The organism is Burkholderia sp. AU6039, from assembly GCF_002223365.1.
In the GTDB taxonomy this organism is placed as follows: Bacteria; Pseudomonadota; Gammaproteobacteria; order Burkholderiales; family Burkholderiaceae; genus Burkholderia.
Window position 1 is genome coordinate 2,367,689 of the sequence record NZ_NKFK01000005.1, and the last position, 14,252, is coordinate 2,381,940.

Here is a 14,252-nt window from a genome sequence, read left to right on the forward strand (position 1 = left end):
AGGACAGAACGGGGAACGTGCGCAGCGAGGAAAAAGCCGCGACACCGTGCGACGTTGCCGTCGCCGCATGGCGTCGCGTTCAGGCACATCAGTAACCGCTCAGAACTTCCACAGGATGTTGCCGAGTATCGCGTTGTCGCGCACGCCGCTGCCGTACTGGCCGCTGTACGTGAGGCCGAGTGTCAGGCGCTTCGTGATGTTCGCGTCGATGCCGGCCTCGAGCACCGCGCTGTCGCGAGCAATCGGCACGCCCGATACCTGGAACGACGTGCCGCCGTTCGCGAACGTGAACGCCGATGACGGCGTCACGTTGCCGAACGCATGCCGCCAGCCGACCGTCCCGCGTGCGGTGAACGTGCCGCTCGCGATCGAGCCGAGCTGCGACGCCGCGCGCACGCCGAGGGTCGAGAAGCCGACGTGCGTCGTCTCGCCGCCGGCGCGCAGCGCGGCCGCGCCACCGGTTTCCGTATAGCCGTCGGTGTGCAGGTTCACATACGCGAGGCCCGCGAACGGTTCGATCGCCACGGGCCCGACCGGCAGCGCGTAGCCGACTTCGCCGAACACCTGCGCCGAATTCGCGTCGTAGCCGGCCGAATCGTGATCGGAGAAGCCCGCGAAGCCCGGCGAACGGTCGCTGTTGATCCGGTACCACGTGTACGACGCGCCGCCGCGCACGCCGAGCGCGCCGTACTGCGCGCCGCCGTACAGCGACAGGTAGTAGCTGTTCACCGACGCCGACGAACTCTGGTCATTGTCGAGCGAGCTGTGCGTGACGCCCGCGGCCAGGCCCGCCCGCCACTTGTCGTTGAGCGCCATGTCGGCACCGGCGATGAAGCCCGTCATGCTGCGGTTGATCGTCGACGCGTTGCCGTCGCCGGTGAGCCGGCTGCGGCCGCCGAACGCCTGCCCCCAGACGACCGGCTGGTAAGGCGTGCCGCCGTAGCAGCCGTCACGCGAGCCGATCCGGCGTTCCGGCGGCAGCGTCGGGTCGACCGCGCCGGCCGTGTTGTCGCCGCACAAGGCCGCGCCCCCCGACGACAGCGCCGCGAGCGGGCCCGATCCGGGCGCGAGGCCCTGGCGGACACGATCCGTCACCGCGTCGCGCACATAGCGGCTGTCGAGCAGCAGCATGCTCTTCAGGCTCGCCTGCAGTTCGCCGTCGAGCATCCCGTAGGCGCGGCGTGCGGTCGTCGCATCGGTCGTCACCACGGCGTCGTACAGCGGGTTGCCGGCGCCGAGCCCGCCGAGCGCGCCCGCGACCGAGCGCTGGTTCGGCGTCGTCGCGACATCGGGAAACGCGGTACCGTTCGAGACCAGCCGCAGGTATACGTGATCCGGATCGTAGCTGAGCGTCGGCGCGAGGAACGCGTAGTTCGCATTCACCTGGCTGAACGTGCCCTGCACGCCCGACCCTGCGGAAAGGATCGTATAGGTCGTGCTCGGCTGGTAGCCGCTCTGGTTCGCGAGCACCTGCACGGTGCCGCCGTTCAGCGTCGCCGTGCCGCTTGCGGCGAGACTGCCGCTTTGCTGCGGCGAGGCCGCGACCTGGAACGTCGAGCCCGGCTGGAACGTGACGTTGCCGCCCACGTTCAGCGCCGCGCCCGGTTGCGACGCGGCCGCCGTCGCGCCGCCCTGCACCACGAGGCCGCCGATCGTGCCGATGCCCGTGACCGTCGCACCGTTCTGCACGGTCACGGTCGACTGGCCGAGCGAACCGTTCACGGCGAGCGTGCCCGCGCTGACCGTGGTCGGGCCGCTCAGCGTGCTGGTGCCCGTCAGCGTCAGTTGCCCGCTGCCGGCCTGCGTGAGCGAACCCGCACCGGACAGCACGCTTGCGATCGTCACGTTGCCGGATTGGTTGACGATCAGCGCGCCGTTGTCGACGACATTGCCGGCGATGCTGCCCGACGTGCCGCCGTTGCCGAGTTGCAGCGCGCCGCCGGCCGCGATGGTGGTGCCGCCCGTGTACGTGTTCGCACCCGTCAGCGTCTGGATGCCGGTGCCGGCGATCGTCACGCCGCCCGTGCCGCCGATCGTCCCGCCGAACGTGCCGTTGCCGCTGCCGTTCAACGTCAGCGCATTGGCGCCGAGATTGACGGTCGCGCCGGCCGCGCCGTTCAACGTACCGATCGTCTGCGCGCCTGTCGCGCCGCTCGCGTCGAACGTCGCACCCGCGCCCGCGAGACTCACCGCGCCCGTCGACGCGAGGCTGCCGCCCGCGCCGAGCGCCAGCGTGCTGCCGCCGTTGATCGTCGTGCCGCCCGTGTAGGTGTTCGCGCCCGTCAGCGTCTGCGTGCCGGTGCCGGCGAACGTCACGCCGCCCGCGCCGCCGATCGCGCCACCGAACGTGCCGTTGCCGCTGCCGTTCAGCGTGAGCGCATTCGTGCCGAGGTTCACGTTCGTGCCGCCCGCGCCGTTCAACGCACCGAGTGTCTGCGCGCCCGTCGCGCCGCTCACGTCGAACGTCGCCCCCGTGCCGGCCAGATTCACCGTGCTGCCCGACGCGAGGCTGCCGCCCGCACTCAATGCCAGCGTGCTGCCGCCGTTGATCGTCGTACCGCCCGTGTAGGTATTCGCGCCCGTCAGCGTCTGCGTGCCGGCGCCCGCGAACGTCACGCTGCCGGTGCCGCCGATCGCGCCGCCGAACGTGTTGTTGCCGCTGCCGTTCAGCGTGAGTCCATTCGCGCCGAGGTTCACGTTCGTGCCTGCGCCGCCGGACAGCGTGCCGAGCGTCTGCGCGCCCGATGCGCCGCTCAGGTTGAGCGTTGCGCCCGTGCCGGCCAGATTCACTGCGCTACCCGACGCGAGGCTGCCGCCCGCGCCGAGCGCCAGCGTGCTGCCGCCGTTGATCGTCGTGCCGCCCGTGTAGGTGTTCGCGCCCGTCAGCGTCTGCGTGCCGGCGCCCGCGAACGTCACGCTGCCGGTGCCGCCGATCGCGCCGCCGAACGTGCCGTTGGTGCTGCCGTTCAACGTCAGCGCATTTGCGCCCAGGTTCACGCTCGTGCCGCCGATGCCGCTCAGCGTGCCGAGTATCTGCGGGCCCGATGCGCCGCTCAGGTTGAACGTCGCGCCCGTGCCGGCCAGGTTCACGGCGCTACCCGTCGCGAGGCTGCCGCCCGCGCCCAACGCCAGCGTGCTGCCGGCGTCGATCGTCGTGCCGCCCGTGTAGGTATTCGCGCCCGTCAGCGTCTGCGTGCCGGTGCCCGCGAACGTCACGCCCCCGGTGCCGCCGATCGCACCACCGAACGTGCCGCTGGCGGTGCCGCTCAACGTCAGCCCGTTCGCGCCGAGGTTCACGTTCGTGCTGGCCGCGCCATTCAACGCACCGATCGTCTGCGGGCCCGATGCGCCGCTCAGGTTGAACGTCGCGCCCGCACCGGCGAGATTCACTGCGCCGCCCGACGCGAGGCTGCCGCCCGCCCCCAGCGCCAGCGTGCTGCCGCCGTTGATGGTCGTGCCGCCCGTATAGGTGTTCGCACCCGTCAGCGTCTGCGTGCCGGTGCCCGCGAACGTCACGCCACCCGTACCGCCGATCACGCCGCCGAACGTGCCGTTGGTGCTGCCGTTCAACGTCAGCGCATTCGCGCCCAGGTTCACGCTCGTGCCGTCGATACCGCTCAGCGTGCCGAGTATCTGCGGGCCCGATGCGCCGCTCAGGTTGAACGTCGCACCCGTGCCGGCGAGATTCACCGCACTGCCCGATGCGAGGCTGCCGCCCGCACTCAACGCCAGCGTGCTGCCGCCGTTGATGGTCGTGCCGCCCGTGTAGGTGTTCGCACCCGTCAGCGTCTGCGTGCCGGTGCCCGCGAACGTCACGCTGCCGGTGCCGCCGATCACGCCGCCGAACGTGCCGCTGGCGGCGCCGCTCAGCGTGAGCCCGTTCGCGCCCAGATCCACGTTCGTACTGGCCGCGCCATTCAACGCGCCGATCGTCTGCGGGCCCGATGCGCCGCTCAGGTTGAACGTCGCGCCCGCGCCGGCGAGATTCACTGCGCCGCCCGACGCGAGGCTGCCGCCCGCACCCAGCGCCAGCGTGCTGCCACCGTTGATCGTCGTGCCACCCGTGTACGTATTCGCACCCGTCAGCGTCTGCGTGCCGGTACCCGCGAACGTCACACTACCGGCGCCGCCGATCACGCCGCCGAACGTGCCATTGGTGCTGCCGTTCAACGTCAACGCATTCGCACCGAGGTTCACGTTAGTGCCGGCCACCCCGGTCAGCGCGCCGATCGCCTGCGGGCCCGATGCGCCGCTCAGGTTGAACGTCGCACCCATGCCGGCGAGGTTCACCGTACCCGTCGACGCGAGACTGCCGCCCGCGCCGAGCGCCAGCGTGCTGCCGCCGTTGATGGTCGTGCCGCCGGTGTACGTGTTCGTGCCGGACAGCGTTTGCGTGCCCGTGCCGGCCACGGTGAGGCCGCCGGTGCCGCCGATCGTGCCGCCGAAATTGCCGCTGGCGGTCCCGCTCAGCGTCAGGCCGTTCGCGCCGAGGCTCACGGCCGAGCCGGCGACGCCGCTCAGTGCGCCGATCGTCTGTGCGCCCGTCGCGCCGCTCAGGTCGAGTGTCGCGCCCACGCCCGCCACGTTCACCGCGCCCGTCGCCGCCAGGCTGCCGCCGGCACCGAGCGCCAGCGTGCCGGCGTTGATCGTCGTGCCGCCCGTGTAGTTGGCCGCGCTCGTCAGCGTCGTCGTCGCCGCGCCGTTCTTCACGAGGGCACCCGCGCCGGTGATGCCGCCGTTCAACGTGAGCGCGTTGCTGCCGCCGAGCGTCAGCGTCGCGCCGGTGCCGAGATTGACCGCATTGTTGACCGACAGGCTCGCGCTCGTGTCGAGCGTCGCCGCGCCGCCGACGTTCAGCGCGCCGCCGCCGAGCGCCCCGTTGTTGCCGAGCACCAGGCCGCCGCTGTTCAGGTTCGTGCCGCCCGTATAGACGTTCGCGCCCGTCAGGGTCTGCGTGCCGGTGCCGGCCAGCGTCAGGCTGCCGGTGCCGCCGATCACGCCGCTGAAGGTGCCGCTGGCGGTCCCGCCGAGCGTCAGCCCGTTGCCGCCCATGTTGACGACCGTCCCCGCGACACCCGACAGCGCACCGATCGTCTGGGCGCTGGTCGCCGCGCCCAGGTCGAGCGCCGCGCCCGCGCCTGCCAGGTTCACCGCGCCCGTCGCCGCCAGGCTGCCGCCGGCGCCCACCGCCAGCGTGCCCGCGTTGATCGTCGTGCCGCCCGTGTAGGTGTTCGCGCCCGTCAGCGTCGTGGTCGCCGGGCCGTTCTTCACGAGACCGCCCGCGCCGGAAATGCCGCCGCTCAACGCGAGCGCATTGCTGCCGCCCAGCGTCAGCGTCGAACCGTTGCCAAGGCTGACCGCGTTGGCGACCGACACGCTCGTGTTCGTGTCGAGCGTTGCCGCGCCCGCGACGTTCACCGTGCCGGTACCGAGCGCGCTGTTGTTGCCGAGCACCACGCTGCTGCCGCCGCTCAGGTTCGTGCCGCCCGAGTAGGTGCTCGCGCCATTCAGCGTCTGCGTGCCGGTGCCGGCCAGCGTCAGGCTGCCGGTGCCGCCGATCGCGCCGCTGAAGGTGCCGCTGGCGGTTCCGCCCAGCGTCAGCGCGTTCCCGCCCAGCGCGACGTTCGTCCCGGCGACACCGGACAGCGCACCGATCGACTGCGCGCCGGTCGCGGCGCTCACGTCGAGCGTCGCACCCGCGCCGGCCAGGTTCACCGCGCCCGTCGCCGCGAGGCTGCCGCCCGCGCCCACCGCCAGCGTGCCCGCGTTGATCGTCGTGCCGCCCGTGTAGGTGTTCGCGGCCGTCAACGTCGTGGTCGCCGCGCCGTCCTTCACGAGACCGCCCGCGCCGGCGATGCCGCCGTTCAGCGTGAGGGCATTGCTGCCGCCCAGTGTCAGCGTCGAACCGGTGTTGAGGTTGACGGCGTTGTTGACCGACAGGTTCGTGCTCGTATCGAGCGTCGCCGCGCCGCCGACGGTCAGCGCGCCCGTGCCGAGCGCCGCATTGTTGCCGAGCACCAGGCCGCCGGCGTTCAGGGTCGTGCCGCCGGCGTAGTTGTTCGCGCCGGACAGCGTCACCGTCGCCGCGCCGTTCTTCACGAGACCGCCGCCACCCGACACCGTGCCGCTCAGGCCGAGATTCGTGCTGCCGCCGAGTGTCAGCGTCGTGCCGGTGGCGATGTTGATACCGTTCGCGAGCGACACGTTGGTGGTCGCGTCGAGCGTCGACGAGCCGTTCACGTTCACCGCGCCGAGGCCGAGCGCCGTATTGCTGCCGACGGAGAGGTTGCCGCCGTTCAGGTTCGTCCCGCCCGTGTACACGTTGGCGCCGGTCAACGTCTGCGTGCCCGTGCCCGAGAGCGTCACGCCGCCCGTGCCGCCGATCGTGCCCGCGTACGTCGCATTGCCGCTGCCGTTCAACGTCAGCGAATTGCCGCCGAGGTTCACGTTCGAGCCGGCCGCGCCCGCCAGCGCGCCGACCGTCTGCGTGCCCGACGCGTTGCTCAGGTCGAACGTCGCGCCCGCGCTGCTCAGGTTCACCGTGCCGGATGCCGCGAGGCTGCCGCCCGCGCCCAGCGCGAGCGTGCCGCTGTTGATCGTCGTGTCGCCGGTATAGGTGTTCGTGCCCGTCAGCGTCAGCGTCGCCGCACCGTTCTTCACGAGGCCGCCGTTGCCGTTGATGGAGCCGGCCAGCCCGAGATTGTTGCTGCCGCCGACCGTCAGCGTCGTGCCCGTGGCGAGATTGACGGTGTTGTTGAGCGTCGCGTTCGTGCTCGAGTCGAGCGTGGCCGAGCCGTTGACGTTCAGCGCACCGGTGCCGAGCGCCCCGTTGTTGCCGACCACGAGGCCGCCTGCGTTCAGGTTCGTGCCGCCCGTGTAGATGTTCGCGCCGGACAGCGTCAGCGTGCCGCTGTCGTTCTTCGTCAGCGCGCCGCCGCCCGATACCGTGCCGGACAGCGTGAGCCCGGTCGCGCCCTGCACCGTCAGCCCGCCCGCGTTGAGCGTCACGTTGTTGGAGACGTTGAGCCCGGCCGTGCCCGCCTGCAGCGCGCCGCCGGTGGCCGTGATGGTGCCCGTGCCGAGCGACGCGTTGTCGTTGATGATCGCCACGCCGCCCGCGAGCGTCGCGTCCTGCGCGGTCGACGCGCCGTTGATCGTCCAGTTGCCGCTCTGGACATCGACGTGATTGAAGTTGATGTAGTTGTTGGCCGCGATCGTGCCGTTCGCGCCGGCCCCCTGCTGCAGCTTGAGCGTGTTGTCGCCGCCCGCGCCGCCGTCGACGGTGCCCGTCGCCGCGACCCCGAGCGTGATCGGACCGACCGTGATGTTGAGCGCGCCGCCGGTGCCGCCCGCCGTGTTGACCGACGAGCCCGTCACGGCGGTGAACGTGTTCGTACTGTTCGCGCCCATCGACACGCTGCCGTTGATCGTGCCCGAGTTGACGAACGTATTGCCCGCCCCGGGCGTGCCGTTCGAACCGAGCGACACGCGGCCGGTGATCGTCCCGCTGTTCGTCATGTTGACCGTGGCGCCGCCGTACGCGGCGACCACGGGCGCATCCGCGCCGGTGAGGGTCGCGCCGACCAGCGGGTTCGAGCCGATCGTGCCGGTGTTGTTGATCGTCGACGTGCCGCCCGTGCCGTTCTGGACCGACAGCGCCATGCCCGTCACGCCGCTGATCGCCACGCCGGTCGAGCCGTTCATCGTGCCGTTGTTGACGACGGTGGTGCCGGCACTCGCCGCCGCGTTGCCGATCACCGTGCCGCTCGACAGCACGCCGAGGCCGGTGCCGAGCGCCGACGGGTCGATCGTGCCGTTGTTGGTCAGCTGGGTATTGCTGCCCGTCAGCGACATCGCGGTGCCACCGACGCCGAGCAGCACGCCAACGCTCGCGCCTGCGTTGACGGTGGCATGAACGTTGTTCGCGCTGTTCGAATAGCTCGGCGCCAGCGGGTTGGCGACCCCGGAGCAGGTCACCGTCGTGCCCGCCGTGCTACAGGTCGCATAGGCGGGCACGATACCGGCGCCGGACAGCGCCAGGAAAACGCCCGTCGGCAACAGCAATTTCGGAAACGGTTCGCCGGATTTTTTCGAACGCGCAAGATTCATGCTTTCCCTCGTCATGTTATTGGAATTGGCATTACCGTGAAATCGAACAGCCGGCCGCAGAAAATCGCGGACAAAAGCGTACCCCCCGGCTGTCGCGATGCGACGCCGGCTAATTCATGGACGAATCTTTAATTGGCCCTGGCAGGCAGGCGTGAAACTAGTCGAATGACATGTCGGTGGCCCCTGTTTTTTCTGCAGCGATTTTCTGGTTGATTTGATTACCGCCCTGCTTTTGTCAGACAAGGCTAGTTCAAAAAAACAGGCTTTTCCAGTCGATCTTTACCCTTGCATATCAGGGGTGCAGCGAGCGCGTATTTTTTACTTATCGGGGCGCTTCAGACAGGCAATTTCGTATGCCGCTTGCCCGCTAATTTGATATTTATCAAAAAATACGGGAATCAACCGCCTCGGTGAAAATACCGATATCCGTGCGATTATCACGATGATTTATTGCAACGCAATATCCCCACGCCCGGAAAATATCGACACGAGATAATCTCCCCGCGCCGTTATTCATCAGACAAAAGGAAAGCAAATCCGACATTTAGCCGATCCTTTGGATCTCCGTCGCGGATCGGCCGAACACCATCCCCCGTTACGAAAACAGGCTCAACAGATAAAGCATCGGCCGGAACGAAACCGGTCGCGCATCGGGGTTCACCCACAGCCGCGCCGCATACACCGCGTAGGCCGGCACTTCGCGCCAGCTCGAATAGACGTCGCGCAACTGGAAACGGCGCGGATACGCGGCGGAGATGTCCGCCCGCGCGATGCCGACGCGCTCGAACGCGAGGCGCGCCCGCGCGAGGTGGTAATACTGGCTGACGATCACCACGCGCGACACGCGATGCGCCTGCAGATAGGCGAGCGTGTGCTGCGCGGTCGCGAGCGTGTTGTCGCCCTGGTCGTCGACCGCGATCCGGTCGGCCGGCACGCCGCGCGCCACGAGATAGTCGCGCATCGCGGTCGCCTCGTTCAGCCCGGGGCCGTCGATCGCGCCGCTGACGAGGAACGCCGGGCACTGCCCCGTGCGGTAGCAGCGCACGCCGACGTCGAGCCGGGCGGCGAGCACGGGCTTCGGCGCGCCGGCCTCGTCGAGCGCGTTGCCGAAGATCACGGCGACGTCGGCCGGCTCGCTCGGCATCCGCATCCCGGACGCGACGAGCGCAACGGCCGCGACGATCCAGAGGCACGCGACGACGGCCAGCAGGCGGCCCAGGCGGGCAAACACGCCCCGTTTGGTGTGGTTTTTCAAGGTTTTCGGTCTCTCAGGTCGTCGGGCGTAGCGGCTTGCCCCGCCCCGGACGGGCGCGTCACGCTAGCACGGTGCGCGTTCGGGTGTCCACGCAACGGACCGATGCCGGACGGCGGACGGCCTTCCTGAAAGTCGACCGGAGACACCTACCCGGCGAAGCGGGTACGCAATACGGAGATCGAATGGATGCACATGCGCGCGCCGCTCGGCGACGCCCGGCCGGCACGACCCGGATCAGTCGACCTGGCACATCGTGAGCCGCCCCATCGCCTCGCCCGCGCCGCGCACCGCGCAGGTGGCCGGCTCGTCGGCGATCCGGGCGACGAGCCCCGTCTCGTCGTACAGCAGGCGTTCGAAATCCGCGAGCAGCGCGCCGCCGCCCGTCAGCACCACGCCGCGATTCGCGATGTCGGTCACGAGCTCGGCCGGCGCGTTCTCCAGCACCGACTTCACTGCACCGATCACCTGCTTGAGCGGCGCGGCCAGCGCGTCCGCCACGTCGTGGTTGGACAGTTCGATCGAGCGCGGCAGCCCGTCGCCGACACCCCGCCCGACCGCGCGCGTCGACCGGCGCGGCACCGCGCTGGTGGCCGAGCCGATCGTCTGCTTCACGTGTTCGGCCGTCTGTTCGCCGAGCAGCACGCCATACAGGTTGCGCACATGGTTGACGATCGCCGCGTCGAACTGGTTGCCGCCCACGCGAATCGCCTCGCGGTAGACGATGCCGCCGAGCGCGATCACCGCGACTTCGGTGGTCCCGCCGCCGATATCGACGACCATCGAGCCGACCGGCTCGGTCACCGGCAGGCCCGCGCCGAGCCCGGCCGCGAGCGATTCCTCGATCAGTTCGACCTCCGATACACCCGCGGCGAACGCGGCCTCGCGGAGCGCGCGGCGCTCGACGGCCGTCGCGTCGGAGGGCACGCACAACGTGACTTCGACGCGACGGCCGAAGCGCGAACGCGTGCGCGACATGTCGATGAAGCTGCGGATCATCTGCTCGGCCGCGTGCGCGTCGGCGATCACGCCGTGCCGCATCGGCCGCACGGCTTCGAGATGCCCCGGTTCACGGCCGAGCAGCGCCTTCGCGAGCTCGCCGACGGCCTCGAGCGTCGGCCGGGCGTCGGTCGCACCAGTACCGGCCTTGCGGAAGCAGACGACCGACGGCTGGTTCAGCACCACGCCGCGTTCGTGCGTATAAATCCGCGTACTCGCCGTTCCAGGGTCGATCGCAACGGGTTGCGCAAACAACTTTCCGAACAGCGGTGTCGACATATCAAACCTTTGTAATCGAACGGACCAGGGCAGCCGCGCTGCATTTCGCGGCGCGTCCATGCCGCCCCATCACGAACTTAGCGGCAAATCGTTCCGATACTTTAGGCAATTCCGATGATTTTTTCGCGAAACAATTGTCAAAAGTGCCGACCAGGACACCTCCGGCTACGCAACAGCCTCTCGCATTGCGCCTGTAAAACACGGTAATCTCTCGGTCTTGCCTGCTCCCGGCAGGCCTCAGACGCCCGATCACGCCAGGTATTTCCTCCATGACAGCGACCGTTTCCTTCCGCTGGGCGCGGGTGCGCCCGCTTTGCACGACGCTCGTCGCCTTCTGGTGCTGCACGGTCGCCGCGCAACCGCTGCCGGCCGCCGACTCCGCCGCCGCCCCGGTCACTGCCGCCAGCGCGCCGGCTGCCACGCCCGCCGCATCCGGGCACACCTGCGAAGCCGACGGCGGCCCGGCCGGCCGCCCGTCGATCGGCCTCGTGCTGTCCGGCGGCGGCGCGCGCGGCTACGCGCACCTCGGGGTCCTGAAGGTACTGGAAGACAACCGCATCCCGATCGACTGCATCGCGGGCACCAGCATGGGCGCCGTGGTCGGCGGCCTGTACGCGAGCGGCATGGCTGCCGACGAGATGCAGAAGCGGCTGTCGGAGGTCAACCTCGCGGACATCGCGTTCGACGTGACGGAGCGCGCGGACCTGCCGCAAACCAGCCGGGAGGACGAGCGCCTGTACATCAACGGGCTGACGCTCGGCTTCGGCAAGAAAGGCGTGAAAGTGCCGGTCGGCCTGGTGCAGGGCAACCGGCTGCAGGCGCTGCTCGCGAGCTGGACGGCCGCCGTGCCGACCAACCAGCCGTTCGACCGCCTGCCGATCCCGTACCGTGCGGTCGCGACCGACCTGCAGACGGGCCAGATGGTGGTGCTCGACCACGGCTCGCTGCCGCTCGCGATCCGCGCGAGCATGGCGATGCCGGGCCTGTTCGCGCCGGCCGAAATCAACGGGCGCGCGCTCGTGGACGGCGGGCTCGTCAGCAACCTGCCCGTCGACACCGCGCGGCAGATGGGCGCGAACGTCGTGATCGCGGTCGACATCGGCTCGCAACTGCGCCCGCTCGACGCACTCGCGTCGCCGGCCGACGTGATGCAGCAGATGGTCGGCATCCTGATCCGCCAGAACGTGACCGCGCAGCGCAAGCAGCTCGACGCGCAGGACGTGCTGCTCACGCCGGACCTCGGCGCGCTCGCGTTCACCGATTTCCAGAACGCGAAGCAGGCGATCGCCGCAGGCGCCGCCGCCGCGACCGCGGCGCTGCCGAAGCTGAAGCGCTTCGCGCTCACGCCGGAACAGTACGCGGCCTACCAGTCCGCGCACGCGCAGCCGCTGCCGCCGCCGATCCGGATCACGCGCATCGACATCAAGACCACCGGCGGCGTGCCGAAGCGGGTCGTCAGCAACGCGCTGCACGTGAAACCCGGCGACACCTACGATCCGAACACCGTCAGCCAGGATCTGCTCGGGCTCACGACCGGCGGCAACTTCGAGAGCGTCACGCAGCAGATCGTGAGCCACGGCAACGAAAACGTGCTCGAGATCGATGCCCGCGAGAAATACTGGGGGCCGAATTTCCTGCTGTTCGGGCTCGGCATGTCGAGCAGTTCGACCGATGAGGGCGGCTTCCGCCTGCACGTCGGCTACCGGCGGCCATGGCTCACCGAATCCGGGCTCGAATTCCGCGCGGACACGACGATCGGCAGCGACCTGCAATCGGCGCGCATCGAGTTCCGCCAGCCGCTGTCGATGGCCTACGGTGTCTATCTGTCGCCGTATGCGGAATACCAGCGCCGCTACGCGAACCTGTACGACGACACCGGCGACGTGAAGATCACGCAGTACCTGATGCAGACCGCCCGCGCCGGGCTCGATTTCGGCCTGCCGATCGGGCGCCTCGGCGATTTCCGGATCGGCCTCGGTTACGTGACCGGGCACGGCTCGCCGACCTACAACGTGCCGTTCGACGACGGCAGCGGCCGGTCGCTGCTGTGGCCGAGCTTCACGTCGCAGGCGCTGACCGCGCGCGCGCGGCTCGTCATCGACCAGCTCGACGATCCGCTGTTCCCGCGCAAGGGCTATTTCACCGAACTGCGTATCGAACGCTCGCTGGTGTCGCGCAACGGGGGCTCGGCGTCGGACTTCGACGACAGCATCAACAGCGCGCCGTACACCGAGATCTACGGCAAGGCGATGGTCGCGCAGCAGTTCGGCCGGCACAGCGTCAGCGCGACGATCGAAGGCGGCAAGAGCATCGGCGGCACCAACCTGATCAACGCGTTCAATTTCACGCTCGGCGGCTTCCAGCATCTGTCCGCGTATGCGGCCGACCAGCTGAACGGCAACGAGCTCGCGTATGCGCAGGTGACCTACATGAACCAGCTGATGACGTTCAACGCGTCGCCGATCAAGGCGCTGTCGGTGGGCGCCAGCGCGGAAGTCGGCAACGTCTGGTCGAGCGGCCAGCAGATCGGCGGCGGTGCGCTCAAGCAGAGCTATACGTTCTTCACGAGCCTGTCGACCGCGTTCGGGCCCGTGTACATCGGCGTCGCGCTGGCGCCCGGCGGCCGCCGCAACTTCTACCTGCAGCTCGGCCGTACCTACTGAGCGTGCGCGGATGCCGCTTCGGCGGCCTCCGCGTCTGCCTCGCGCCGCCCGGCCGGGTCAGAACTCCGCCGCCATCGCGACCGCGCGGGCTTGCGCCCGCTCGATACTGTCGCTTGCGCGTGCCCCCCACGTGTGTTCGACGGTCAGGCTCCTGACCTCGCTCACGCCGATGAACCTCAACCAGAATTCGATGTAGTCGGCCTGATGCCGGAAACCGGGATTGTCGGCGCCCGCGCCGGGTTCCCGGCTTTGCCCGCGAACATGGATCACCAGCGCGCGCGGAATCTCCAGCAACGGCGCGTACGCCGTGCCGTCGAACGTAAACAGCATGTTCCGCTGGCTGACGAGATCGATCAGCTGCTTGAGCTTGTACGGATAGCCGAAATTCCACATCGGCACGCCGACGACGATCCGGTCGGCCTCCTGAAAGCGCGTCACGAGCGACTGGATGCGCTGCCAGATCGACTGCTCCGCGTCATCCATCGGCGCGTTGGCGACGCCCTTGTACTTCGCGCCGATCGCCTCGCTGTCGAAGTCCGGCAAGTCCTCCTCCCAGACATTCAGCGTATCGACGTCGATCGTGGCGCCCGTCTCCCGGTACGCATCGACAAAGGCAGTGGCGACCGCGATCGAAGCCGACCTGGCGCCGCGGGGAGAAGACACGATATTCAACAGCCGCATGATGGGTGACCCGGACAGGAATGCATGAACAAGGGGCGGCCATCGCGGCGGCCCCGGCTTCACTGCTGCGTCGCGGGCCGCCCGCCTAAGGTGCCAGGGATCGGCCCGCCGATATAGTTGCAATTGCAATCGTAATGCAAAGCGCGTACGCGTGGCAAACGAATCGCCACGCGATTGCGGTGTGGGAAGGCATCGAGATGGGGAAGGTACGGCGGGAACGGCCGGCGACGCGCGCGCGTCCGGCGCGCGCGGCTGTGTGCCGTCGTGGT

General features: G+C 69.3%; 6 protein-coding genes. 1 reads left to right on the forward strand and 5 read right to left on the reverse strand.

Going from position 1 to position 14,252, the window contains the following annotated elements:
- Positions 1 to 99: 99 nt before the first annotated feature.
- The 4 genes from CFB39_RS28390 to CFB39_RS28400 form a co-directional block, all read right to left on the reverse strand.
- Positions 100 to 8,109 carry an autotransporter-associated beta strand repeat-containing protein gene (locus tag CFB39_RS28390; RefSeq protein ID WP_089475320.1) on the reverse strand — a complete coding sequence of 2,670 codons (8,010 nt, stop codon included), beginning with the start codon at positions 8,107 to 8,109 and terminating at the stop codon, positions 100 to 102.
- Between the two features lie 382 nt (positions 8,110 to 8,491).
- On the reverse strand, positions 8,492 to 8,653 hold the full coding sequence (locus tag CFB39_RS40370; protein WP_179257739.1) for a hypothetical protein: 162 nt from the start codon (positions 8,651 to 8,653) through the stop codon (positions 8,492 to 8,494).
- A gap of 51 nt (positions 8,654 to 8,704) precedes the next feature.
- Positions 8,705 to 9,364, reverse strand: coding sequence for a YdcF family protein (locus tag CFB39_RS28395; RefSeq protein ID WP_089475321.1), 660 nt, complete (start codon positions 9,362 to 9,364; stop codon positions 8,705 to 8,707).
- A 234-nt stretch (positions 9,365 to 9,598) separates the two neighbouring features.
- Positions 9,599 to 10,639 (reverse strand): rod shape-determining protein, encoded by a 1,041-nt coding sequence (locus CFB39_RS28400; protein ID WP_089475322.1) that lies wholly within the window; start codon positions 10,637 to 10,639, stop codon positions 9,599 to 9,601.
- 269 nt (positions 10,640 to 10,908) lie between these two features.
- Here CFB39_RS28400 and CFB39_RS28405 point away from each other — a divergent pair, with 269 nt between their 5' ends.
- Positions 10,909 to 13,302 carry a patatin-like phospholipase family protein gene (locus CFB39_RS28405; RefSeq protein WP_089475323.1) on the forward strand — a complete coding sequence of 798 codons (2,394 nt, stop codon included), beginning with the start codon at positions 10,909 to 10,911 and terminating at the stop codon, positions 13,300 to 13,302.
- A gap of 57 nt (positions 13,303 to 13,359) precedes the next feature.
- Here the strand turns inward: CFB39_RS28405 and CFB39_RS28410 are convergent, their stop codons facing one another.
- Positions 13,360 to 13,983 (reverse strand): FMN-dependent NADH-azoreductase, encoded by a 624-nt coding sequence (locus tag CFB39_RS28410; protein ID WP_089475324.1) that lies wholly within the window; start codon positions 13,981 to 13,983, stop codon positions 13,360 to 13,362.
- Between the last annotated feature and the right edge of the window lie 269 nt (positions 13,984 to 14,252).